At 44.8% G+C, this 25,286-nt stretch carries 19 protein-coding genes and 2 pseudogenes; 14 read left to right on the top strand and 7 right to left on the bottom strand.

Annotation, left to right across the window (positions count from 1 at the left end; translation table 11 throughout):
• The first annotated feature begins 293 nt into the window (after positions 1 to 293).
• Both I6H64_RS08740 and I6H64_RS10280 read left to right on the top strand, forming a co-directional pair.
• Positions 294 to 1,139: a hypothetical protein gene (locus tag I6H64_RS08740; protein WP_036685949.1), complete on the top strand. Its 846-nt coding sequence runs from the start codon at positions 294 to 296 to the stop codon at positions 1,137 to 1,139.
• A 968-nt stretch (positions 1,140 to 2,107) separates the two neighbouring features.
• Positions 2,108 to 2,194: pseudogene (locus I6H64_RS10280) on the top strand (KxYKxGKxW signal peptide domain-containing protein); the annotation flags it as partial.
• A gap of 2,660 nt (positions 2,195 to 4,854) precedes the next feature.
• On the opposite strand, the gene I6H64_RS10195 reads toward I6H64_RS10280, so the two are convergent.
• Entirely contained in the window at positions 4,855 to 8,979 is a 4,125-nt protein-coding gene (locus tag I6H64_RS10195) for a hypothetical protein (protein ID WP_232623501.1), read from the bottom strand.
• A 131-nt stretch (positions 8,980 to 9,110) separates the two neighbouring features.
• Here I6H64_RS10195 and I6H64_RS10190 point away from each other — a divergent pair, with 131 nt between their 5' ends.
• Positions 9,111 to 9,371 carry a hypothetical protein gene (locus tag I6H64_RS10190; RefSeq protein WP_232623500.1) on the top strand — a complete coding sequence of 87 codons (261 nt, stop codon included), beginning with the start codon at positions 9,111 to 9,113 and terminating at the stop codon, positions 9,369 to 9,371.
• A complete protein-coding gene (locus I6H64_RS10185; RefSeq protein WP_005916194.1) occupies positions 9,371 to 9,610 on the top strand; it encodes an LPXTG cell wall anchor domain-containing protein in 240 nt (79 codons plus the stop codon). Before I6H64_RS10190 ends, I6H64_RS10185 begins: the two co-directional genes overlap by 1 nt.
• Before the next feature lie 240 nt (positions 9,611 to 9,850).
• Here the strand turns inward: I6H64_RS10185 and I6H64_RS08730 are convergent, their stop codons facing one another.
• Positions 9,851 to 10,384: a GNAT family N-acetyltransferase gene (locus I6H64_RS08730; protein ID WP_002829277.1), complete on the bottom strand. Its 534-nt coding sequence runs from the start codon at positions 10,382 to 10,384 to the stop codon at positions 9,851 to 9,853.
• A 187-nt stretch (positions 10,385 to 10,571) separates the two neighbouring features.
• Here I6H64_RS08730 and I6H64_RS08725 point away from each other — a divergent pair, with 187 nt between their 5' ends.
• Together I6H64_RS08725 and I6H64_RS08720 are read left to right on the top strand one after the other, a co-directional pair.
• The gene (locus tag I6H64_RS08725; RefSeq protein ID WP_036685990.1) at positions 10,572 to 11,843 is read left to right on the top strand and encodes a cation:dicarboxylate symporter family transporter; all 1,272 of its coding nucleotides are present in this window, start codon (positions 10,572 to 10,574) and stop codon (positions 11,841 to 11,843) included.
• Between the two features lie 659 nt (positions 11,844 to 12,502).
• The gene (locus I6H64_RS08720) at positions 12,503 to 13,702 is read left to right on the top strand and encodes an ATP-binding protein (protein WP_008842395.1); all 1,200 of its coding nucleotides are present in this window, start codon (positions 12,503 to 12,505) and stop codon (positions 13,700 to 13,702) included.
• A 163-nt stretch (positions 13,703 to 13,865) separates the two neighbouring features.
• Here I6H64_RS08720 and I6H64_RS08715 read toward each other — a convergent pair whose 3' ends face one another.
• The 3 genes from I6H64_RS08715 to I6H64_RS08705 form a co-directional block, all read right to left on the bottom strand.
• The gene (locus tag I6H64_RS08715; RefSeq protein ID WP_056985229.1) at positions 13,866 to 15,656 is read right to left on the bottom strand and encodes a glycerophosphoryl diester phosphodiesterase membrane domain-containing protein; all 1,791 of its coding nucleotides are present in this window, start codon (positions 15,654 to 15,656) and stop codon (positions 13,866 to 13,868) included.
• A gap of 400 nt (positions 15,657 to 16,056) precedes the next feature.
• Positions 16,057 to 16,290: a hypothetical protein gene (locus I6H64_RS08710; protein WP_008842392.1), complete on the bottom strand. Its 234-nt coding sequence runs from the start codon at positions 16,288 to 16,290 to the stop codon at positions 16,057 to 16,059.
• 17 nt (positions 16,291 to 16,307) lie between these two features.
• Positions 16,308 to 16,835 carry a CvpA family protein gene (locus tag I6H64_RS08705; RefSeq protein WP_005919898.1) on the bottom strand — a complete coding sequence of 176 codons (528 nt, stop codon included), beginning with the start codon at positions 16,833 to 16,835 and terminating at the stop codon, positions 16,308 to 16,310.
• A 395-nt stretch (positions 16,836 to 17,230) separates the two neighbouring features.
• Here I6H64_RS08705 and I6H64_RS08700 point away from each other — a divergent pair, with 395 nt between their 5' ends.
• From I6H64_RS08700 to I6H64_RS08680, 5 genes are all read left to right on the top strand, one after another.
• Positions 17,231 to 17,920 carry a VIT1/CCC1 transporter family protein gene (locus I6H64_RS08700; protein WP_005919901.1) on the top strand — a complete coding sequence of 230 codons (690 nt, stop codon included), beginning with the start codon at positions 17,231 to 17,233 and terminating at the stop codon, positions 17,918 to 17,920.
• A gap of 8 nt (positions 17,921 to 17,928) precedes the next feature.
• On the top strand, positions 17,929 to 18,615 hold the full coding sequence (locus I6H64_RS08695; RefSeq protein WP_008842390.1) for a VIT1/CCC1 transporter family protein: 687 nt from the start codon (positions 17,929 to 17,931) through the stop codon (positions 18,613 to 18,615).
• Between the two features lie 147 nt (positions 18,616 to 18,762).
• Positions 18,763 to 20,355, top strand: a complete 1,593-nt coding sequence (locus tag I6H64_RS08690; protein ID WP_024862751.1) for an Nramp family divalent metal transporter — start codon at positions 18,763 to 18,765, stop codon at positions 20,353 to 20,355.
• Entirely contained in the window at positions 20,355 to 20,786 is a 432-nt protein-coding gene (locus I6H64_RS08685) for a universal stress protein (protein WP_008842388.1), read from the top strand. Before I6H64_RS08690 ends, I6H64_RS08685 begins: the two co-directional genes overlap by 1 nt.
• Positions 20,787 to 20,861: 75 nt before the next feature.
• Positions 20,862 to 21,431: a cadmium resistance transporter gene (locus tag I6H64_RS08680; protein ID WP_008842387.1), complete on the top strand. Its 570-nt coding sequence runs from the start codon at positions 20,862 to 20,864 to the stop codon at positions 21,429 to 21,431.
• A 324-nt stretch (positions 21,432 to 21,755) separates the two neighbouring features.
• Here the strand turns inward: I6H64_RS08680 and I6H64_RS08675 are convergent, their stop codons facing one another.
• Both I6H64_RS08675 and I6H64_RS08670 read right to left on the bottom strand, forming a co-directional pair.
• The gene (locus tag I6H64_RS08675) at positions 21,756 to 21,986 is read right to left on the bottom strand and encodes a hypothetical protein (RefSeq protein WP_002830799.1); all 231 of its coding nucleotides are present in this window, start codon (positions 21,984 to 21,986) and stop codon (positions 21,756 to 21,758) included.
• A 54-nt stretch (positions 21,987 to 22,040) separates the two neighbouring features.
• Positions 22,041 to 22,928: a LysR family transcriptional regulator gene (locus I6H64_RS08670; protein ID WP_008842386.1), complete on the bottom strand. Its 888-nt coding sequence runs from the start codon at positions 22,926 to 22,928 to the stop codon at positions 22,041 to 22,043.
• A gap of 124 nt (positions 22,929 to 23,052) precedes the next feature.
• Between I6H64_RS08670 and I6H64_RS08665 the strand changes: the two genes are divergently transcribed.
• The 3 genes and pseudogenes from I6H64_RS08665 (at position 23,053) to I6H64_RS08655 (ending at position 25,238) form a co-directional block, all read left to right on the top strand.
• Positions 23,053 to 23,589: a DapH/DapD/GlmU-related protein gene (locus I6H64_RS08665; RefSeq protein WP_005919915.1), complete on the top strand. Its 537-nt coding sequence runs from the start codon at positions 23,053 to 23,055 to the stop codon at positions 23,587 to 23,589.
• A 13-nt stretch (positions 23,590 to 23,602) separates the two neighbouring features.
• A pseudogene (locus I6H64_RS08660) lies at positions 23,603 to 24,352 on the top strand (SDR family oxidoreductase).
• A gap of 13 nt (positions 24,353 to 24,365) precedes the next feature.
• Entirely contained in the window at positions 24,366 to 25,238 is an 873-nt protein-coding gene (locus tag I6H64_RS08655; RefSeq protein WP_008842320.1) for an aldo/keto reductase, read from the top strand.
• Positions 25,239 to 25,286 lie beyond the last annotated feature (48 nt).

The following is a 25,286-nucleotide window of genomic DNA, read 5'->3' as shown; positions in this document are numbered from 1 at the left end:
TTTATGGGGGAGTAAAGAAGCTAGGAAATGATTTCTAAAAGAAATCAGTTTCCTGGCTTTTTTTGTTGTTAAATAATTAGCTGAATGGCTTTGGCAGTCAACGAGGGTACGATTGTAATTGTATTGTGAAATAGCTAACCAAGCCGAATTAATTCAACGCATATCGTTTGACAATTAACCCCATAAAGATTATTATGAAAGCGTTAACAAGCATCAAAAACGATGCACGCGGTAGATTATGGTTAACGAACGATTTCAATAACTTTAAATTGATGGACAGAGGAGGCTTCCCAATGTATAAAGGTTTTAAAAAGTATTTCAGCAACGGAACGGGTCACAAAGCTGGTAATTATCAGGTGGCTAAGCGGAATAAGCGCTGGCTTCTTGCTTCCGCAGTAATGCTGGTAATGCTTGGGGCGGGCATGGTGCAATCCCACGCTTCTGCTAAGGCGGCAACGGTTAACGCGACCCGCACCGAAACTACGACCAAGGCTGCAGAGTACACTAAGGCACCACGACAAGTTCTAAGTCGGGGGAGCGCGAATTCCCAAAATCTTGATAAAACAAAAACTGTCCCAGTACAGAAAACCAACTTAGTTAGTGCTTTAGAGAAGGGTAATTTAAACATTACTGGCGGCGCTTATTATGGATTAGATAAAAATGGTGATGGTACTTATAGCGGTGGTCTGCAATTTAACTATTCGGGAAGTGGCTCAGGCAATTATGGTGCGCCGAATTTGGTGATTCAAATTCCAGAACCACTCCATGGCCTATTCGAGAAAATTAATGAGAATGGTAGTTGGACAAAGTATTTCAATGGAAACGGTGTTTTTAATACGGGACCGCTTGCGATGATATGGACTAACAAGAACGAAGATTTCTCATATGATGGCACCAATTTAATTTTGAAAACTGCTAATGCAAGTTCGTTATATGGAAATAAAAGAACAACAGCTTTCCTTAATTTTAATCTCGGACAAGCAGTTAACGATTTTGGGGAAGCAATCCCCGATTCTACCGATAACTACCTATTTAAAATGGCGTTAGTTGATCCGGAAAGTCCGATTGATTGGGACTTGATTGGTAATGATGCAGGAAGCCATGCATTGGGAACGAACCATATCATGTATCGTCCGTGAGGAGTTAAGCTGTAAAAGTATTTCAGAACACTGAATGATAAACCATATCATTAAGGTAGGAAAGGATATAGTTAGGGTTGTGGCCGCTAAGTACTGCGGTTTAGCAAGCCTGTCCAAGTTACGGTAACCGAGTAATGAAAAAGTTATAACGAACAGAATACTTTATGGGGATAAAGAGCTGGGAAACGATTTCGACGAAGAAATCGGCTTCCGAGCTCTTTTTTTGCGCCCTTTACCCTTATTTGTGTCGAGATTTAACTAAATAAAGAAAAAAGTGAGAATAAAAAGCAACGTTAACGGTGTACCTTAAGGCTAAGTATAAAATTAAATAGGGTTTACTTTAAAGGACGGTGATGGTTAATCTACTGTTTTTTTGTTTATTATCGTTGGATAAAGAACCACAATCGGTGGAATTCGTCCAAAAAGCGCTGAAGCAACAGCACCGCGGTTAGTTTGGAATGGAAAGTCAGCAGGTGACGAGTGCCGTGCTAGTGTCACCAACTCGGGAGCAGTTTGCAAAATGATATACCCCGTCGACATTGTAGTCTATCGATTTTTAATAAATGGACCTGGTTTGCTAAAAATTGGGAAACTAAGGGGATAAATTACAATTACACTTTGAGGTGAGGCAAATAGCCTACTTACAAATACGGAAAGGAGTGGCTTTAGATGTCCGTGACGGTAATTACCATGAGATTACAGAAGAAGGATCTGGGATTTTTAAACGGTTTTTGCCGTCGCGGAATCTGCCTGTCCGGCTTCGCGATCGCCAGGACGGGGTTTGGTTGAAATTGGTAACGATAAAGTTTGTTTCTCTGAGTGATTCAACACTGGGCAAGTACAGTTAAGTAGGTTAGGTAGGGGGTCAAAATTAACGACCAGCACTACTGCAAAAGGCGAAACCGATTTCCTGTTTAGCTACATAGAGATGAAAAAGGGAATTGCCTAATTAATAATGGAGGAAGTTAATGTCTAAGAGAAAAATATGGAATGTTAATGAGAAAAAGCATTACAAGATGTACAAAAGCGGTAAGCAGTGGTTCTTTGCCGGAATGGGAATCGTAGCCGGGCTTTTTGGTGCAGGATCCACCACGATTGCCAGCGCGGATGAGACGCCTAAGGGAGCAAATCTCGACCTTAGTAAGTCCAAGAACCTCCTCGCGACCAAGACGAGCGCGACGATTCCGGGCTCGACAAGTAACACGAACTCGCAAAATGCTAATTCGACGCATAACAGCGTTACGAATTCGGCTTCGACCGCAAATCAAAATACGCAAGCAAGCGCTAGTCAGTCAGCCAGTAAGGCCGCTTCGGCTAGCTTAAGTGCGTCTTTAAAGGCTTCACAAGCAGCGAGCCAACAAAAGGCTAGTCAAAGTAAGAGTCAACAAGCGGTTAATCAAGCTAGTGACCAAGCCAAACAAGCTAGCGAAAAGGCTAAACAACAGGCGGCTAAGACGGATACTAAAAAAGCATCCAACGCTAACAGCCAACAACACAGCCAAGCTGATAGCCAACAAGATTCTACCAATCAACAATCTAAATCGGTAACGAAGCAAAGCACGAACAACGGTAGCCAAACTAACGTTGATAATAGCCAGAGCTCAACTTCCATAGCCGATACAAACAGTAAGTCGGTAGCCAGTCAGAATAGTACTCAAAGCTCACAAAGTTTGTCTATCTCGGCCTCAAATTCGATGAAGGACAGTCAGTCACGAGTAACCGTTGATCAATCGGCATCGCTGAGTCAGAGCTTAACTAAGAGTAATAAAGATTCAACTAAGGACACGCCAATTTGGCACGGAGAAACGTTTACGGGTAATGACGGTAAAACGATTTCGGACGCCATTGATTATTATGGCGATGCTGACGATGTACACATCAATGAACCACCAACATTTAAGGGATATGTTAATGATTTTAGTCAGGCAGAGCTCAACTTTGGAATTTTAGGTACAACCAAACATATTGATGGTGTGTCAGATAACCCTTCAGAACAAGAAAAGTGGTTTACGGATCAGTTCAGAGCCTTTGTTAAAACAGCTAAAAGTATTGATGAAATCAACGATTGGATTCATAATAATATTTTTTACAAGCTCTACGTTGAGCAAGGAGACTTTGCTAATCAGAAGGATGGTTATCTGAACGGTTGGTCAATCGATTGGGTTTACAATAAACAAGACGATTTGATAGCTATTAAAGGTAAAGATATCAATACCACCGTGGGTAATCCGAAATCAATACGGGACGGGTTGGAATACTGGCATAATTCTGCTGGAGAACAGCCAGATAACTTGGATGGGCTCAGCTGGGATATTGATGAGCATCCCGAATGGTGGAACGAAGTTGGTGACCATAAAGTAGAAATTACTTATTTCGATTCATCTTCCCTTGAGAGTGTAAAAACGACTATCATTATCCATGTGGTCGATAAGGCTGTTGAGGTAAATGCTCATGGTGATACTGTCTATGAAGGCGCTCCTAAAGGTATGGGTGAATTTATAGATGGTGCAATTGACTCTAATGGTAATCCTGTAGAATATAACCAAGACACTGCTAAAGACTTTGGTTGGAGTATGGATGCCAGCAACTGGTATCACACAGGATCTTATACAGTAAACGTAACATATACTGACCCTAACACTAAAGACACTGCTGTAACAACCATCACAATTAATGTTGTAGCTAACAACGCAAAGGTTGAAGGTAAAGATACAATCTACAATATGGGTAATCCCCATTTAACGATAAATGATTTGCTTCCTAACCTTACCCTTACTGAAGCTGACGGAACCACAGTTGAAAATTCAGCTGAAGCTTTGGTAGATAATCGATTGTCTGTGACGGATTTGGAAGGCACAGTGGATTGGGACGATCCCGGCACTTATTATGTTACGGTTCATTACACAGATAAGTTAAGTGGAAAAGAAGTAACTGGTGTAATTGGTATTAAGGTAGTAGGCCAAGGGGTAATTAAAGCTGATGATGGCAACACTTGGAAAGGTGAACCATTAGATCCTGCTGAGGTAGTAACTACGCTTAAGGACTCGCATGGCGATGACGTATTAGCTAGTGACGTAGAAAATGTAAGGTGGAGTAACAATGTAAATTGGAATATTCCAGGAACTTATAGTGATGTAGAACTTTCCTATACAGATAAGTATGGGGTCACTATTACTACGACCATTACCGTTACGGTCAATGACGATCAAGATATTCAAGTTAGGGATGGCGTAAATACTTGGGAAGGTAAGCCATTAACCCCACAACAAGTTGTAAGTGGACTTACTGATACGCATGGTGAACAAGATAACGACCTAAGCAATGTAACGTGGGATTTCGATGACACGCTATGGGATGTGCCAGGCGAACATACAGCAACGCTCTACTATACAGATAAGTACGGCAACACGGTTTCTAAAGAAGTTACCATTGTGGTTAATGAAGACAAAACTTCAATCGATGGTAGTAATTATGAAACTACGACTGGTAACACACCGACTCTCAGTGATGTAAACGCTAGTGCGACCGACGCTAATGGCGATCCAGTTGATCTATCAGAAATCAAAGCTACCGTTGAAGACACCCCTTGGGATGATGTCGATTGGTCAGTACCTGGAACTTATGTAGTTACTTTGACATATACTGATCCAACTACGGGTAAGACAGTAACCAAGACCGTTACGGTTACGATTAAGGACGACGTTAATAGTATCAGTCAATCAGAATCTAACGCCGACTCAGTTTCGAAGTCCGGTTCCGGTTCTGATTCGATCTCGAAATCAACATCTGATTCGGTTTCGAAGTCGACGTCCGGTTCTGATTCGATTTCGGGCTCCGGCTCCGACTCGATCTCGAAGTCAACGTCTGATTCGATTTCTAAGTCGACATCTGGCTCGGATTCAATTTCGGGCTCCGGCTCCGACTCGATCTCGAAGTCAACGTCTGACTCGGTTTCGAAGTCGACGTCAGGCTCTGATTCAATTTCAGGCTCCGGTTCAGACTCAATCTCGAAATCAACGTCTGATTCGGTTTCGAAGTCGACGTCCGGTTCTGATTCGATTTCGGGCTCTGGTTCAGACTCGATCTCGAAGTCAACATCTGATTCGATTTCTAAGTCGACATCTGGCTCTGATTCAATTTCGGGCTCCGGCTCCGACTCGATCTCGAAGTCAACGTCTGATTCGATTTCTAAGTCAACTTCTGGCTCCGATTCGATTTCGGGCTCCGGCTCCGACTCGATCTCGAAGTCAACGTCTGATTCGGTTTCTAAGTCAACTTCTGGCTCGGATTCGATTTCGGGCTCCGGTTCTGATTCGATTTCGAAGTCAACGTCCGGTTCCGAATCAATCTCGACTTCTGGTTCAGACTCGATCTCAGCATCTGGATCCGACTCAATTTCGAAATCAACTTCTGGTTCCGATTCAATTTCGGGCTCCGGTTCTGATTCGATTTCGAAGTCAACGTCCGGTTCCGAATCAATCTCCACCTCTGGTTCAGACTCAGTTTCGGGCTCCGGCTCTGACTCAATTTCGAAGTCAACGTCTGGTTCCGAATCAATCTCCACCTCTGGTTCCGATTCGATTTCGGGCTCCGGTTCTGATTCAATCTCGAAGTCAACGTCCGGTTCCGATTCGCTTTCGACCTCTGGTTCCGATTCGATTTCTAAGTCAGAGTCCGGTTCTGATTCAATTTCGAAGTCAACGTCTGGTTCTGATTCAATTTCGGGCTCCGGATCGGACTCAATTTCGAAGTCAATCTCTGGTTCTGGCTCCGACTCAATTTCGGGCTCCGGATCGGACTCGATTTCTAAGTCGACGTCCGGTTCCGATTCGATTTCGGGCTCCGGTTCTGACTCAATTTCGAAGTCAACTTCGGGTTCCGAATCACTCTCGACGTCCGGCTCCGACTCGCTTTCGAAGTCAACGTCTGGTTCGGAATCAATTTCAACGTCCGGTTCTGACTCAATTTCGAAGTCAACTTCTGGCTCAGATTCAATTTCGGCTTCCGGTTCGGATTCAATTTCGAAGTCAACATCTGGTTCGGATTCAATCTCTGGTTCCGGTTCTGACTCAATTTCGAAATCAGTTTCTGGTTCGGGCTCTGACTCAATTTCGGGCTCCGGATCGGACTCGATTTCTAAATCAACGTCTGGTTCGGAATCAATTTCAACCTCCGGATCTGGTTCTGACTCAATTTCGAAATCAACATCTGGTTCGGACTCGCTTTCGAAGTCCGATTCTGGTTCCGATTCGATTTCTAAGTCAACATCCGGTTCGGACTCGCTTTCGAAGTCCGATTCTGGTTCGGATTCGATCTCGAAGTCAACATCCGGTTCGGATTCGCTTTCGACCTCTGGTTCTGATTCAATTTCGAAGTCAACGTCTGGCTCTGAATCGATCTCGGCTTCCGGTTCGGACTCAATTTCGAAGTCAACATCCGGTTCGGACTCAATTTCGGGCTCCGGCTCTGACTCAATTTCGAAGTCAATCTCTGGTTCTGGTTCGGATTCGGTTTCAGCTTCTGGCTCCGATTCGATTTCTAAGTCAACATCCGGTTCCGAATCGATTTCGACCTCCGGCTCCGGATCGGACTCAATTTCGAAGTCCACATCTGGATCTGACTCGCTTTCGAAGTCCGACTCTGGCTCAGATTCAATCTCGAAGTCGACGTCTGGTTCTGATTCAATTTCAGGCTCTGGCTCAGATTCAATCTCGAAGTCGACTTCCGGTTCCGAATCACTCTCGACCTCCGGTTCCGACTCAATTTCGAAGTCGACGTCTGGTTCCGAATCGATTTCAACCTCCGGCTCTGGTTCGGACTCGATTTCGAAGTCCACATCTGGATCTGACTCGCTTTCGAAGTCCGATTCTGGTTCCGATTCAATCTCGAAGTCAACTTCCGGCTCGGATTCAATTTCGGCTTCCGGCTCTGACTCAATTTCGAAGTCAACGTCTGGCTCCGACTCAATTTCGGGCTCCGGTTCGGACTCGATTTCGAAGTCAATCTCTGGTTCCGGCTCGGATTCGATTTCCGGTTCTGGCTCGGATTCGATTTCTAAGTCAACTTCCGGCTCAGAATCAATCTCGACGTCTGGTTCGGATTCAATTTCTAAGTCAATCTCTGGTTCCGGTTCGGACTCGGTTTCAGCTTCTGGCTCGGATTCGATTTCTAAGTCAACGTCTGGCTCCGAATCAATCTCGACGTCTGGCTCTGGTTCGGATTCAATTTCGAAGTCGACGTCTGGTTCCGACTCGCTTTCGAAGTCCGATTCTGGTTCTGATTCAATCTCGAAGTCGACGTCTGGTTCGGATTCAATTTCGGCATCTGGCTCTGATTCAATTTCTAAGTCAACGTCTGGTTCAGATTCAATTTCGGGCTCCGGTTCGGACTCGATTTCGAAGTCAATCTCTGGTTCCGGCTCCGATTCGATTTCGGGCTCTGGCTCTGATTCGATTTCTAAGTCAATCTCTGGTTCTGGTTCCGACTCAATCTCGAAGTCGATCTCTGGTTCTGGCTCGGATTCAATTTCGGGCTCCGGTTCTGACTCAATCTCTGGTTCTGGTTCCGATTCAATCTCGAAGTCAACTTCTGGTTCGGATTCACTTTCGAAGTCTGACTCTAGCTCGGATTCGATTTCGAAGTCTGACTCTGGTTCTGATTCGATTTCTAAGTCAACCTCTGGTTCGGACTCGATTTCTAAGTCAACTTCTGGCTCAGAATCGATTTCAGCTTCTGGCTCCGACTCAATCTCGAAGTCAACTTCTGGTTCAGGTTCAATTTCGGCTTCCGGTTCGGACTCGATCTCGAAGTCAACCTCTAGCTCCGACTCGTCGTCTAGATCAGCCTCTGGCTCCGACTCAATCTCGAAGTCGACCTCTGGTTCCGGCTCGATTTCGGCCTCTGGTTCAGACTCGATTTCTAAGTCAACCTCTGGTTCTGGCTCGATTTCAGCTTCTGGCTCGGATTCAATCTCGAAGTCAACTTCTGGTTCGGACTCGTTGTCTAGATCAGCTTCTGGTTCGGACTCGATTTCTAAGTCAACCTCTGGTTCTGGCTCGATTTCAGCTTCTGGCTCGGATTCAATCTCGAAGTCAACATCTAGTTCGGACTCGTCGTCTAGATCAGCTTCTGGTTCCGATTCAATCTCGAAGTCAACCTCTGGTTCAGACTCGATTTCGAAGTCAACTTCCGACTCGGATTCGATTTCGACCTCTGGTTCTAGTTCGGACTCATCGTCTAGATCAGCCTCTGGCTCGGATTCAATCTCGAAGTCAACCTCTGGTTCGGACTCGCTTTCGAAGTCGACTTCCGGTTCTAGTTCAGTTTCGGCTTCTGGTTCGGACTCGATTTCTAAGTCAACTTCTGGCTCTAGTTCAGTTTCGGCCTCTGGCTCGGATTCAATTTCGAAGTCAACCTCTGGCTCAGATTCAATCTCGAAGTCGACCTCTGGTTCTAGCTCGATTTCGGCTTCTGGTTCGGACTCGCTTTCGAGATCAGCATCTGATTCCGATTCAGCATCGAAGTCAGCTTCGATTTCCGATTCAGCTTCTAAGTCAGACTCACGAGATATCGCTAGTGAATCACGTTCGACATCTGATAAACAAGAAAGTGAATCGAAGTCGACGTCTGATAAGCAAGAAAGCGAATCGAAGTCAGCATCTGACAAGCAAGAAAGCGAATCGAAGTCCACGTCTGACAAGCAAGAGAGTGAATCACAGTCTGCATCCGATAAGAATGATAGCGGCTCGAACAGCGGATCAAATTCGGACTCGAACAACAACGGTTCCAACTCCGATTCTGATAACAATGGTTCCGGTTCTGATTCAACGGATAACCACAACCATCATTCAGGAGACGGCTCAGATTCTAACTCGAACAACGATGACTCCGATAACGGATCTAACAATGGATCGAACTCTGATTCGAATAACGACGGATCCAACAACGGTTCTGGCTCTGACTCGAACAACGATGGATCCAATAACGGTTCCGGTTCTGACTCCGATAACGGCGGCTCGAACAATGGCTCAGGTTCTGATTCGAATAACGGCGGTTCCAACAATGGTGCTGGCGACAACTCGAATGACGGTTCTGGAAATAATCACGGAACTGACCAAGGCAATGGTTCGAATGGCTCAGGTGATGGAACCTGGAATGGCGGTGCTGGCAACGGCACAGGTAACGGTACTAACGGCGGCAATGGCAATACCGGCAACGGCGGAGCTAGCCTAGTGGATACTGGATATCAACCAGGCAACGGCCAAGGTGACGGTAGTGTCGACCTTACTCAAGGTAATGGTGGCAACGGCGCAAATAGTTCGAATGGCGGAACAAATAGCGCAGAACGCTTACCACAAACTGGTGAGGAAGATAACGCTAGTGCTCGTGCAGCCGGTACAGTTGGCTTGATTGGTGGATTACTGGGACTCTTCGGTCTTGGTAAGAAGCGTAAACGTCACGATGAAGAATAATCGTCGACTTTAAAGCTAGAAACTAAGTTAAGAAAAGCTCTTTAATCAACGATTAAGAGACATCCTAAGATTTGAAAAATACCTGTAGTTAGTGGTAGGTGATACCTATCGCTAGCGGCAGGTATTTTTTTGTGGTCAAAAAGAGAGCTTTATATAATAGGAAGAAAAGTGTTTGGAAATGCAATACAAAAAACGTCGATCGGCCTACGTTAGGCTAATCGACGCTTTTTAAATATTATTCTATTTTAAATACAATTGGTAGGCAAAGCGTTTATTATCAACTTCGTTTTCGTCAATGAAGTCAATAATCCCACGATACTCAAATCCATTGTTGGTAATAACTTTTTGCATCCCCTTGTTAAGCGGGTGGGTATCGACACGAACTTCGTCGTAACCAAGTAAAGAACTAATGGTGAAGAGACCTTGCATCATCTTCTCAGATAGACGTTGACCGCGGAACTTCGATGAAATCGCAATCCGGTGAATTGACATGTATTTGTCATCAGGGTTGCCCCGCCAACTACCTTCCTGGATATCGTCGTAGTTAACATCGTTATCTGGCCACAATGCGGCCGTACCAGCAATCTGTCCATCGACCATTAATACATAACTAATTTGTTGCTCAATATCTTTCTCAATGTCTTGGTTAGTAGGGTAGCCAGCTTGCCACTGGTTGATTCCCTGTTCCTTCAAATAAGCCTTAGCTTCATTAATAATTGTTAAAATGGCTGGCAAATCAGCCTTAGTTGCTCTACGCAAATAAGATGTTGTCATAATTTCCGTCTCCATTTTCTTTTTCTGAAAAAATAATTCTAACCTAATTTTGCAGAGATGTCACCCTAAAATTTTTGGTGAAAACGAATTCATTTGAGATATTTCCTATTTGGGAAAATTCAAGGCTAATATTAACCCATTAAATATGCTAATATATGTAGATAGTAAAGAATTTAGGGGTGGTAGCATGAAAAAAGTTCGGAACTGGAGATTAACCCTCGGTTGGCAAATCCTCATTGGTCTAATCTTGGGAGTCGTTTTAGGCGCTAGTTTTTACCATAATCAAGTTGCTATCACGGTCATGCAAAATCTAGGAACCATGTTCATCCACATGATTCAAATGATTGTTTTACCGATCGTGGTATCTTGTCTGACCGTCGGAATCGCCGGAATGGGTGACGTTAGTGAACTTGGCCGCGTCGGGTTGAAGACTTTGATATACTTCGAAGTTTTGACCACGATTGCGTTAGTTGTCGGAATGATTTTTGCTAACGTTTTTCATCCGGGAACGTACATCGACATTCACAGCCTGCAAAGTACGGATATCAGTTCTTACGTGGAGACGGCCAAAGCAGCCAAATCCAACAGCGGAATTTGGGCCACGTTGATGAACATTATCCCGACGAATATTTTTTCATCGCTGGCTGAAGGAAACATGATGCCGGTCATCTTCTTCTCCGTGCTCTTTGGTTTGGGACTAACGGCCATTGGCAAGCAGGGACAGATTTTGATTGACGCACTTACCGCCGTGCAAGAGGTTATGTTTAAAGTTACCAACTGGATCATGCACTTTTCACCAATTGGGGTCTGCGCGTTGATTGGCGTGACGATTGCCCAAATGGGAATTGATGCCCTTAAACCGTTGGGACTATTCGTTTTAATTACTTACGTGGCAATGCTTTTCTTTGTACTTGTGGTACTCGGCTTAGTTGCGAAGTTCCACAACATCAACTTCTTTGAACTCCTGAAAGTTATTAAAAACGAGTTGATTTTGGCGTTTTCGACGGCTAGTTCGGAAGCAGCCTTACCAAAAATGATTGATAAAATGCAAAAATACGGGGTGAGCCAAGGAATCGTTTCTTTTGTAATCCCCACAGGGTACACATTTAACCTCGACGGCTCGGCAATTTATCAGGCGGTCGGCGCGCTTTTCTTAGCACAGGCGTACGGAATTCATTTGACGCTCGGCCACCAGATTACGTTGTTGGTAGTCTTGATGATTACTTCGAAGGGAATGGCCGGGGTACCCGGGGCGTCCTTCGTAGTGCTTCTAGCAACCGTAGCAACGATTGGCGTACCGATGAGCGGGTTGACCTTCATCGCTGGTGTGGACCGGATCATCGATATGGGCCGGACGGCAGTAAACGTGGTAGGAAATTCGCTGGCAGCCATCATAATGGGCAAGTCCGAAGGTGAATTCGACGAAGAAAAACACCGGGAGTATGTGGGAAATCTGTAGAGAGTGCGGAACAACCCGGGTAACTTCCGAGGATTAATTGAATCCCGCCGTTAATCGCGATTTAGGCGATTGACGGTGGGATTTTATTAACCGGAAGAAGTTGGGTTGTGGAGCACGTTTAAGCTGTGTAGCATAGAACCCCAAAGGATTAACGGAAATAGGGAACTAATCGCGATTTAGGCGATTGGTTCCCTATTTTGGTTAACCGGAGAAAGCTAGGGGCTGGAGCTCATTTCGACTACGCAGCAGAGGAGCGTAACGGAATTGAGGTACAATCGCGATTTAGGCGATTGGTTCCCTATTTTGGTTAACCGGAGAAAGCTAGGGGCTGGAGCTCATTTCGACTACGCAGCAGAGAAGCGTAACGGAATTGAGGTACAATCGCGATTTAGGCGATTGACGGCGGGATTTTATTAACCGGAAGAAGTTGGGTTGTGGAGCACGTTTAGGCTGTGCAGCATAGCCAATAGGAAAGCCCCTTTAGTCTGCTTTCAATAATTAAAAATGGAAGTGTACTTCCAAAATCGTTTTATTTCTCCAAAAATGGAAGTATACTTCCATTTTTTACAAAATTACTACTAAATGGAAATATACTTCCATTTGATAATAAAAAGACGTAAGATGGAACCAAAGATAAGCGTCAATGAGGGGGCAAGTAAATGATTAAAAGACCGAGTTATTTAAAAAAATTAATTCAGTTGAAAGACACGGACGTAATTAAAGTGATCACGGGTGTGAGACGTTCGGGTAAGTCGGTATTACTAATGTTATATAGAGACTACTTACTAAGCAACGGGATTAAGAGCGACCAAATAATTTACCTTAATTTTGAACAATTTGAACTCTTAGGAGTCCGTAATCAAAATGAGCTAATTGAATTACTTAAGCCAAAGTTAAATAAAAAACAGCGCCTTTATTTGATGTTTGATGAAATTCAAATGGTTGACGGTTGGCAAGCAGTAATTAATGGGATTCGGGCTAGCTATAATTGTGATATTGTAATTACCGGTTCCAATGCGCAGATGTTGTCTGGGGAACTTGCGACCCTACTAAGCGGGCGGTACGTTGAAATTCCAATTTACCCCTTTTCTTTCCAAGAATTTTTAACGGCTAAAGAAATTGACCCGCAATCAAGGGAAGTTGATCAAGCTTTCCAAGAATATGAGCAGTTTGGTGGTTTTCCAGCAGTTGTTCTAGCAAATCAAGAAATTAAGGACACGATTTTATCGGGAATTTTTGACACAATCATTCTTAATGACGTGTCAATGCGGGCTAAAGTTCGGGATCAAGAATCTTTAAAAGCCTTAGTAGATTTTTTATCTGATAATACGGGACAACTGGTTAAACCGGCTAACGTGGCGAATGTCCTCAAGAGTGAGGGAATCAAGGTTTCTAACCACACAATTGAAAATTATTTGAAATTACTAGAAAATGCATTCCTATTTTACCGAGCTCGGCAGTACGACATTCGTGGAAAAGGTTATTTACGAACTACGGGGAAATATTACATCGTTGACCCCGGGCTACGGCGGTATGCGGTAAGTCAACGTCCCGGTAATTATGCAGGACAACTAGAAAACATCGTTTACGTGGAACTGCTAAGAAGGGGCTACAAAGTCGACGTAGGCAAACTCCAGAGTAAGGAAATTGATTTCATTGCGCGAAAACATGATGAAATTATATATATTCAAGTAACGTATGAAATTCCAGAAAACACCCATGAGACTGACAATTTATTAAATTTACGAAATAACCACCAAAAAATCTTAATTACGCAAAAGTATTATCCGGATATTAAGGAAATTGACGGCATCGCGGTAATTAACGTTGTAGATTGGTTGTTAGATGAACCAGAATAACTATGCTAAAAAGCGGAGGAAAAATCACTTTGGTGTTTCGACTACACTAAAAGTCCGGTTGTTCCGCTTAACTAAAAATCGACTATTATGCCAAATTTAGACATAATAGTCGATTTTTAGTTAAATATTCATAAATTACCCGGCTTTTGACGCACGTTCTTTTTTACCCTAATTCAACCGTGAAGTTCAGCAGTCGACTAACGTAGTTCGGGTGGTGATTAAGTTGTTGAATCGTGCGCTGAAGGGTTTCTAAATTATCAGTAATAATCCCATTAACGCCCATGAAGGTCAGTTTGGCCATGACGTCGCGGTCGTTAACCGTCCAAGCGTAAACTTTGCGACCGGTAAGCTGGGCGGTAATTAAGAAGGAGTTATTCAAGGTAGAATGCTCCATCGTATAAAAATCGGCTTTAGATTGCGGCACGCCGATAAAGTTAAATGGCAGGATGTAGCCAACTTGGAGCTTAGGGTTCAAGGTTTTTAACTTTTCGACGGCATCGTAATCTAGACTGTGGACCTCGTCGTGGTTGGCCACGAGGCGTTTACCGTAGCGCTTATTAAAGGTGGTAATGGAATTGGAAGAATCCCGTTTCGTAGTCTTAAGTTCCACCAGTAAGCGCTGGTGCAAACGTTCGGCGGTTGCTAAGTAGTCGTCAAAACTGGCAACCTTCGCAGAAGTCCCGTTTTCCCGGGCAGTTAAGCGGGTAATTTGCCGAAGCGTCAAGTCATGCGGCCGTTTATTAACGCCGGTCAATTGTTTCAAGTTCTCGTCGTGCATTACCACAAACTGATGGTCCTTAGTTTCATGCAGGTCCATTTCAATGAAATCGGGATGCAACCGGCTGGTGTTAATCAGCGCTGGAATGGTATTTTGCACCCCATTTTTCGCGTTAACTCCGCGGTGAGAAATGGTTAACGGCGTGGAAGTGAAAAAGCCGTTCAGGTAAAGGGCGTTAAAGCCGAGGATTCCCAAGAATAAAACCCCCGCCAAGGCCTTAAACCACCAATGCTTGCCTGATTGATAACTAAGCCGTTGGAGCTGATTGCTGAGCTGCCGGCTACTAGTAACGAAGCTAGCTTGGTTTTTGAGTTGGTCAGCCATGATCATCAATGAACCAGTTCCTAAGGCGATGCTCATTAACAGGAGTACCAGCTCAATTAAGAGCAGGTTGATGGAAGCTGCCCAATAGTCCCAGGAAGCCGGGAGATGTTGGTCAGCCAGAGCCTGAAGCGCTAAAATAAGCGCCTGTCCCAAAATTGACAGACCGACGTTGACTACGATTAACAATCCCAGTTGCTTAACAATGGTTTTGAAGTTCAATTTGGTTAACCGCCAGCTTTTCTGGACGGCTTGGTGTCCCGTACTGCGTCCCAGGATAATCAGCGGAAGGGCCAAGAAGAATCGAATTCCTAAGTAAAAAGTAACTAAGTAAAGCAAAATCAGCACTAAAAGCAGGGGCCGATTTTCGTATAGAAAATAGTTAATAATGAAGTCGGGTACCCGCACCTTGTTCAATAACGGAGTCGAGATACCCAGCCCCCCAAACGGCAGGATAATTAAACAATAGATTAATAAGTAACCGACCGCGCGACCAAAAGTATGCCGTACCCGTTGGAAAGAAAGGGTGATTAGCGAATTTAAGGCTAATTTTTTACCTTGGTTAATCTGCATAATGCCTAGAAATAAGAAGGTCACCTGCCAGTAAATGGCGACGATCACGGCGAGAATCAGGAGTAGGCAACCGATGTCCAAAAACGGATGGTTGGTGACCACCTCAAGGAAATTGGTGTTGGAAAGGTAGCGCACCCCCGCCAAACGCAACATGATGCTGCCAATCAAGGTGAAAAGCGGGATAATGCCCGCGTAAATCACCACGATACTGGTAATAAATAGGCTGAGATAGCTAAGTAAATGTTTAAAAATAAAACGATACGTTTTGGTGATGCTCGCCATAAAGGGCCTCCTAGATAACTGTTCTTCTTGTTATTCTAGCAGAGAAAGTGCGGTATTTAAAACGCTAGGAGGGTAGCGAACGACGAAAAGGGGGCGATTTACGTGGTTGACTGCCCTTTGTTAATTACGACCTCGGCGAAGCCACGGTCTTTTACCTATTAAATTTTTTAGGTGTTTTAAGTTTACCTTTATGGAAGAACGAAAATACGAGACTGAAAAGGTCCTTAAAAAGTTGTTTTGACTTCAATGGCGCCGAAACGGGTACCAAAAGTCAGTTTGTTCCGCTTAACCAAAAAATTGGCCATTATGCAAAATTAAGCATAATGGCCAATTTTCAGTTAATGTAATGCTCGCAAACTACCCGACTTTCGTCCCACTCGCGGATCGAATGGTTTGAATTTTATAGTTCTTGTGTAGTAAATGCTTTCTTCGCTGCATCATATTGGTGAAGGTAACGGTGTGCACCGAACTCCTCGAAGAAGGCGTTTGGCTCTTCCGGATTAGGGTAGAAGAAAGTTTCCTCATCGCCCTTAACGACTTTGATTCCCACTCGCGGGGTGTCGACCGTAGTTAAACGGGTGGTCGGTGAGGATAGGTAGGTGGCGATATATTTTTTAATAATCGTGAGGTCCATATTCGCAACTCCTTAATTTAAAGTACGTCACGCGTCTGCGGCGTATCCAGAATGTAATTGTTAATTACCTTGGAAGAAATTGCCGGTGTCTTTGCCAAAATCGATTGCGCGACAATTGATTGGGACAGTTGTTCTTGATAAAAATCATTTGGCACAAACTGACTAATACTTAAAACAATGAAGGTAATCAGATAACTGATTACGAATCCAGCGACGGCGCCTGCCAAGCCGTTGACTTGATGAATGACGGGCAACCAGGTGATCATTTGTGAAAACCGGACGATTAAGCGAATCACAATCCAGCCCACAAGCATCAAGAAGATGAAGGAAACGGCGTTCATCGTGGTTAAATTAGTCAACGGGTCGTGGCTCCCGTTCCCAAAAGTACGGGAGAGAAATTCGGCAAAGGGGGCGGTGAAGTTTTTGGCTGCCGCAAACACAATTAAATAACCCACTAGATAAATGATTTCGGCAACTAGTCCGCGCCGGTAGCCGGAAAAAAAGGCCGAAATCAAGATTAAGATTAAAATTAACGATAGTAGCATTAAAAGCTCCTTGTTGAATTAGTTGGTTAACTAACCATAATTGAGGTCAGTTAGGTACTATTATTAGATTCCCTAACGTCATTACTCGTTAGTGAGTGTTCAATATTGACGAGGAAAACTGGGTGTTCTGAAGACGAGACACCTTATATAAATAACCACTATAGAGGAAAAAACATTGCTATTCAAGTTCAATTAACCCGGTTGAAGTTCAATTTAAGTTAAAAATGAAGTTCAAATTTAACTTAAAGACCGCGTAAATTAGCAGTTTTCGGCAACACTGGTTCTAATTTCGGCTTCTTGAGAAAAGCGTCTTTACAAATCCGTTAGGGAAGAAGTAAAATTGATAAGTAATTTAAAATGATTCTAAATTAGCGAACAGAATGGGGAGAAATTGGATGAGTAAAAAGGCGAAGCAAAATACGTTAGCACAAAAAATTAACGTAATTCGGGCCAGCGTAATGGGGGCCAACGACGGGATCCTATCGGTAGCCGGAATTGTGTTGGGCGTGGCGGGGGCGACGACCAATAGCTTTGCGATTTTTATTTCCGGCATTTCGGGGATGTTAGCCGGAACGGTTTCCATGGCGATGGGCGAATACGTTTCCGTAAATTCCCAAAAGGACTCGCAGGAAAACGCGGTTAACCACCAACGTCAAGCACTTGAAGAGGACTACCAAAAGGAACTTGATTTTGTTGCCGAAAAGTACGCAAAAACTGGCATTCCCGAGGACTTAGCCCAAAAAGCGGCCCGAGAAATGATGGAAAAAGATGCGCTATTAACGACCGTGCGTGAACGTTACGGCTTTGATATGCACAATTTTACCAGTCCTTACCAAGCGGCGATTGCTTCCATGATTGCCTTTTCGTTAGGTTCGTTATTACCATTACTGACGATTACCTTTGCTAAACACAGTATTCGGGTGCCGCTAACCGTAGTTTCCGTGGTGGTTGCCCTCGCCATTACCGGTTACGCCGCGGCGGTGATCGGGAAGGCGGTCCGGCGGCGAGCGGTCGTCCGCAACGTGATTGCCGGACTATTAACGATGGGCGCGACCTACCTGATTGGCTCACTTTTCGCGCGGTAAGGGGATGAATGAACATGAAAAAGAAAACTAAAATGAGTATGGATAACAAATTAAACATGTTGCGGGCCGGTGTGCTGGGCGCCAACGACGGAATTTTGACGGTAGTCGGGGTTCTTTTTAGTGTGGTTGCGGCCACCACCAACCCATTCATCATCTTTATTGCCGGCTTGTCCGACCTTTTGTCATGTGCTTTTTCGATGTCAGCGGGCGAATATGCTTCGGTAAGTTCCCAACGCGATACTGAAAAAGCGGCCGTGGGCGAAGAAAAGCTCCGGCTAAAGGCTGATCCGGAAGCCGAATATGAATTAGTGGCGAATTTTTACATGGAAAAAGGGGTTACGGAAGAGACTGCGCACCAAATTGCCCGTTCATTAATGGATACCGCACCGTTAAAAACGGCGGTCGACGTGCGTTACGACATGGATTTAGACGAATACCTAACTCCGTGGGGCGCGGCAATTTCGTCACTATTTTCTGCAGCGCTAGGCGGGGTCTTTCCTTTAGTGGCGATGACCCTCGCACCTAGTGATTTTAAAATGCAGGCGACCATCATTGCGACGGTGTTTTCCGTAGCGTTGACCGGCTTCTTGAGTTCTAAACTGGGAAACGGTTTGCCGAAAAAAGCGGTCATCCGTAATGTAATTGTCGGGATCATCACGATGTTCATTCATTACTACATCGGAAAATTATTTTAGTAAGCTCAAAAAATCGCTTCCAGACTTGATTTATAAAGTGAATCTAGCAGTTGAATGCCCGTCTAAAGGCATTTTGCGGGGTTGTCAAAGAAATCTTATATGTTATGATTGCTGTGGTTCAAGATTGAGGAAAGGAAGGAATTTAAAATGAGTAACGAGATCAAGAACCCTAAGAAGCGGCGAAAATTAATTTCGTACGCAAACGGCCGGTCGTTGGAGGAAATCAACGGGACGGTTAAGGTTCCTAAAAATATTGGTTTTTGGAAAACTTTGTTTATGTATTCGGGGCCAGGCGCATTAGTTGCGGTAGGTTATATGGACCCTGGTAATTGGTCAACATCAATCACTGGGGGGCAAAACTTCCAGTACATGCTAATGTCGATTATCTTGATTTCGAGTTTAATCGCGATGTTGTTACAATACATGGCGGCTAAACTGGGAATTGTGAGTCAGATGGACCTTGCCCAAGCAATTCGGGCGCGGACCAGTAGAGCACTGGGAATCGTCTTGTGGATATTAACGGAGTTGGCGATCATGGCGACCGATATCGCAGAAGTTATCGGGGCGGCAATCGCGCTTTATTTGTTATTCCATATTCCGCTCGTGGTGGCGGTATTCATCACCGTATTTGACGTATTATTGCTATTATTGTTAACCAAGATCGGTTTCCGGAAAATCGAAGCCATCGTGGTTTGTTTAATCATGGTGATTTTGGTCGTCTTCGTCTACCAAGTAGCCCTTTCGCATCCGAGCTGGGGCGCAGTATTTGGCGGATTGATTCCAACGACTAAAGCATTTGCAACAACCCCAACGGTGGGCGGCATGACCCCGTTGAGCGGTTCGTTAGGAATCATCGGAGCTACCGTAATGCCGCATAACTTGTACTTGCATTCGGCAGTTTCGCAAACGCGGAAGATTAACCACGATGATGAAGAAGACGTAGCACGGACCGTGCGGTTTTCCACTTGGGATTCCAACATTCAGTTATCGTTTGCCTTCGTGGTTAACGCACTGCTGTTAGTAATGGGAGTGGCCGTATTTAAGACCGGTGCCGTACAAGACCCGTCCTTCTTCGGGTTGTTCCACGCTTTGAACGACACTTCGACGTTAAGTAACGGAATTTTGATTGGGGTCGCTAAGACCGGAATTCTATCGACCCTCTTTGCGGTAGCCCTCTTGGCTTCGGGTCAAAATTCTACCATTACCGGAACGTTGACCGGGCAAGTAATCATGGAAGGTTTCGTGCACATGCGGATGCCGTTATGGGCCCGGCGTTTGATTACCCGGTTGATCTCGGTAGTGCCAGTATTAATTTGTGTAATGATAACTAGTGGGAAGGGCACCATTCAAGAACACGAAGCCCTCAACAACTTAATGAACAATTCGCAGGTCTTCTTGGCCTTCGCGTTACCATTCTCGATGGTACCGTTGCTGATGATGACCGACAGTCGCGTAGAAATGGGCGACCGGTTTAAGAACAGCTGGATTGTCCGAATTTTAGGCTGGATTTCGGTAATTTTCTTAACTTACTTGAACCTAACTGGATTACCAGATTCAATCGCGGCCTTCTTCGGCGAAAATGCCAGTGCAGCGGAAATTAGCATGGCTCACGACATTGCCTACGCGTTAATTGTGGCCGTTTTGGCATTACTCGCGTGGACGGTAATTGAATTGTACAAGGGAAATAAACGTTACGAAATTGAACTTGCAGAAAAAGCTAACGCAAAGGAGGCGGCATAATGGCCTTCGATGTGAAAAGAATTTTAGTTGGAGTGGACGACTCTAAAGACGCTTTGTTGGCTTTTGACTACGCAATTAATTTGGCGAAAGATGCCAACCGCGAATTGGTGATTGTTTCGGTGCTGGAAAACGACGAAATGAACGTTTTCCAAGCCCTCGACAAGGATTACATTCATGGGGAACGAGCTGAATTAGAACAACACATTTTGACCTACCAAAAGCAGGCGCAAGATGCTGGCGTTACCAACGTCCGTTGCGTGGTGACGGAAGGCGATCCCGGTGAGACGATTGTTGAAGAAGTAATTCCCGCGGTTAAACCAGATTTATTGGTGGTTGGCGCGGAATCGAAAAAGGGCATTGCTCGCCGTTTTGGGAGCCAAGCCGCATACATGGCAAAATACGCTCCGATTACGGTAACGGTCGTGCGGTAATTTAAACTTTAATCAACTTAGGAGGACGGCAAAGCAATTAGGACCGTCCTCTTTTTTTATGAACGGGGGAGCAAAGTGAATTTTGTAATTATTGGACTAACTTTTCTTAGCGTCAATTTAGATTTCTTTTTTATGCTGTTGTTTTTGGTCCGCAAGTACCGGTTGTCCGCAGTTTTAGGGGGATATTTGCTAGGCACGTTGCTGTTGGTGACGGCGAGTTATTTAATTGGCCAAACCCTCTCCGCCTTTTTGCCGGAATGGTTACTGGGAGTGCTCGGGTTCTTGCCGATTTACCTAGCAATTAAGGATGACGATGACGAAGTTAACGCGACCCAGTCCGGTGCTTCGGCGGTCGGGACGGTTTTGGTGACCTACCTTTCCGTATGTACGGGATGCAACCTGGCAATCTTTTTGCCAGTTTTAATGCACGCCCAGCTTGCTGAATTTTTCGTTGCCCTGTTATTGATCTTGGGATTGAGCGCGGTGGCCGTCCTCGTGATTAATTTACTTAGCAAAAATTCGCTCGTCAGCCAAGTGATGGAAAAATATGGCGAGAAACTGATGAAGGTTTGCTACGTGTTGATCGGGCTGTACGTTTTCTGGGACAGCGGCTTAGTGGCCCATTTAATTCGGTTGGTTGGATAACCGGTAATTGATAAGGAAAGTAAAATCGAAATGATGCACCCGCATAGCGCAAAAAAAGACCCCGACTACTGGTCCTAGTCGGGGTCTTGGTGATTCTATGCTTGCCACATGATTGCATTTAGAGTATAACACAATCATTTGATGACTTGCTACCATTTTAAGTAGGATATTTAATATGTTTTGAAAAAATAATTCCGGCCAAAAACGATTCGTATTGAATCGTTTTTTTAGTTTCTAAGGAAGACAAAAATCCCCGCTATTATCGCGAATAGCGAAGATTTTGGAGCCTGTGGTGGTTGCACAAGATCTGGAAGACTATCCAAATTAAACAAAGTTAACTTGGAAAGTTTCCCGGCGGGTAACCCCGTCAGTGCGAACTTGTAGGTGATCCTGTTGGGCAGTCCGAGTCACGGCAAAACTTGGGTGGTAGTTACCATAAAAATGAAAATAGAATTTATTTTCTGAATCTGGTTTCGCGGTGACCAAGCAGGCTGAATGATCGGAAGCCCGTACAACTTGGTTAGCAACGTTGGTACGACAATTAATTTGAACCATAAACCTCGCCTCCGCCTCTAGCTTAACACTATTAAAGGTTAATGGTGCAAGCTGCTAATCATTATTAGCAATTTCTTTTTGCAAAGTATCTAAGAATAGGCGATTTAAGTTAGGTAACTGGTGATTTTTACTCCACACCAGGGTGTTAGGTTCCACAACCGCGGGCGCCAAGGGCCGAAAAACGAGGTCATCCTTGGTAGTGTAATGATCAATTAATTTATCGTAGGTCAGCGCCATTACCGCGCCCGTTTGAACTAGCAGACTAGCGTTAAAGATGAGGTTGTACGTGCCGACAAAGTTAAGCTGGTTAAAAAGTTCCCCGCTCCAGATTTGGAAAGTTCCCCGTTGTGCAGCCTGCCGGGAGGTGATTAGCGGACGGCCAACCAAGTCGATTGGCTGGATCACGTCCTTTTCAGCAAGTTGGGCATCCGCTCGCATTAGCACTCCCCACCGATTTTCTTCGGGAAGCTGGAGGGTGTTGTAATTATTGAGGTTATGATAGCCCATGAGAACGCCGAATTCCAAAAGCCCGGCATCTAGCCCGGCTAAAATGTCCTCATAATCGCCACTCCGCAAATTCACCCGAACTTCCGGATATTGGCGCATGATTTGGTGGAGAGTTTCCATAAGGGGCGTGATTCCACTGCTTTCCCCGGCGCCGATTTCAATCGTGCCACTGATCACATCTTGTTTTTGGAGGTGATAGGTAGTCTTATTAACCAACCCCACAATCTGTTGGGCACGGCCCAGAAGATAGTGACCTTCCTGAGTTAAGGCCAAATGGCGGTGCTCCCGGCGAAAAAGTTTAACCCCGAGTTCGTCTTCCAAGTCAGCAATTTGTCGTGAAAGCGCGGGTTGGGAAACGTTGAGTAACTCGGCAGCCCGGGACATGTTTAACTCTTGAGCGATGGTGACGAAGTAGCGTAATACGCGAATATCCATGATGGTTAGCTCCTGACTATAACAAAATGTTATCAAAAATCATGTTTAATAAGTATTTAACATTACTATAAAACCCCGCTAAACTATAGTCAATCAGTTATTTGAGTAGCAAGGGGATGAGCATTTGGAATCCAAATTGGATTTAGGTACCGCCGCTTATAGTCAAGTTGACGAAGTGGTAAAAACTAATCAACGACTTTTACAACAGTTAAATACTCAGGAGCATTCGGCTGCTGAAATCCGTCAGCTGGTCAGTCAAATCACTAACGAACGAATTGATGACAGCACCGAAATTCGGTTACCGTTTCGCACGGATTTTGGCCGGAACCTGCATATTGGAAAAGATGTTTTCATTAATAGCGGGGCCATGTTTGTTGACCTAGGCGGAATTTATTTGGGCGATCACGTTTTAATTGGGCCTAACGTAACCATTGCTTCGGTTAACCACCGGATGGCACCGCAGGAACGACGGCATTTGAACCTGAAGTCGGTGTACATTCACCAAAATGCCTGGCTAGGGGCTAACGTGACGGTGACTCCCGGGGTAGTAATTGGCGAAAACGCAGTGGTGGCCGCGGGTGCCGTGGTGACCCGAAACGTACCGAAAAATACCGTAGTAGCGGGAGTGCCTGCCCGCGTAATCAAGAAGATTAGGGATTAGGAGGAATTTTGAGATGAGTTTGCAAGATAAAGTAGTAATGATTATGGGAGCTTCAAGTGGAATTGGCGCGGCAACTGCCCGGCTTTTAGCAGAACGCGGCGCTAAACTAACCCTAGCTGCGCGGCGATTAGCACGATTGGAAGAAATTAAATCAGCATATCCAGAGGCCTCAATCGAAACCGTGGAAGCTGACGTAACCGACATGGCCGCAGTACAAGCAGTAATTGATCATACTGTGGCAAAATTTGGCCGGGTTGACGTACTTTTTAACAATGCCGGGATCATGCCGGTTAACAATTTGTGCGAGCTTGCTCACCAATAATGGCAGCAAATGCTCGATATCAATGTTAAGGGCGTTCTTAACGGAATCGCGGCTGCTTTACCAGTGATGCGCAAGCAAAAATTCGGTCACGTAATTTCGACCTCTTCAGTACTGGGTTACGAAGTGTTGCCTGGTTATGCAGCATATTCAGGAACCAAATTTGCGGTACGCGCAATTATGGAAGGCTTACGTGAAGAAGAACGCCAAAATGGTATTAAGACGACCGTAATTGCTCCGGGATCGGTAAAAACAGAATTGTTTAATTCAATTAATAATAAAGAGGTTCGTGAAAGTTTAAAGGAGGCTCAAAAACAGCCGGGTGCGGAAATGATGGCATTGGAACCAGAAGAAATCGCCCAAGCAGTAGCCTTTGTGATTGACACGCCTAAGAATATGGCGGTTAATGAAATGGTAATTCGGCCTACGGGTCAAGAAGTTTAGGAGGAATTTTGAGATGAACATTTTTGAAGAAAGTTTTACGTTAAATAATGGAGTAAAGATTCCTAAGTTAGCATTAGGAACTTGGGAAATTCCGGATGATCGAGTTGCCGAAGCGGTGCGGCAAGCCGTTAAAATCGGCTACCGGCACATTGATACCGCACAAGCATATGGTAACGAACGCGGGGTTGGTGAAGGTGTTCGAACCGCTGGCATAAAACGCGAAGACCTTTTCGTGAACTCGAAAGTGGCTGCAGAAATTAAAGACTACGAAGGCGCGAAGAAGTCGATTGACGAAACCTTAGCGAAAATGAAGTTAGACTACTTGGACATGATGATTATTCATAATCCGCAACCATGGGTCGAAGTTAACCAATCTAACGACCGCCATTTTGCGGGCAACGTGGAAGTTTGGCGTGCTCTAGAGGATGCCATGCGCGCTGGTAAACTACGGGCAATCGGGGTTTCCAGTTTTGAAAAGGAAGACCTTGATAACCTTACAGCACACAGTGATACCAAGCCAATGGTTAACCAAATTTTGACTCACATTGGGGCGACGCCAGAAGACTTAATTAATTACTCGCAAGCTAACGACATTGTGGTTGAAGCCTTCTCGCCAATTGCTCATGGTGCCGCAATGCATAACGAAGCCATTAAACAAATGGCCGACAAGTACAACGTTAGCGTACCGCAATTATCAATTCGCTACGCATGGCAATTAGGATTGGTTGTTTTACCAAAGACCGCTAATCCAGACCATATGCGTGCTAACGCAGAGCTAGATTTTGAAATTAGTGACGCTGATATGACAACCTTGAAGCAAATGCACGGGATGGATTATGGGGATGCCGACATTTTCCCAGTGTTTGGCGGCAAGATGAAGGGTTAAAAACTACCATATAATATGATAAAAAATAGCGGGAGTCAGAGATTCATT

Source organism: Pediococcus acidilactici (genome assembly GCF_016127815.1).
Taxonomy (GTDB): Bacteria; Bacillota; Bacilli; order Lactobacillales; family Lactobacillaceae; genus Pediococcus; species Pediococcus acidilactici.
This window is presented reverse-complemented; position numbering and strand designations above follow the sequence as displayed.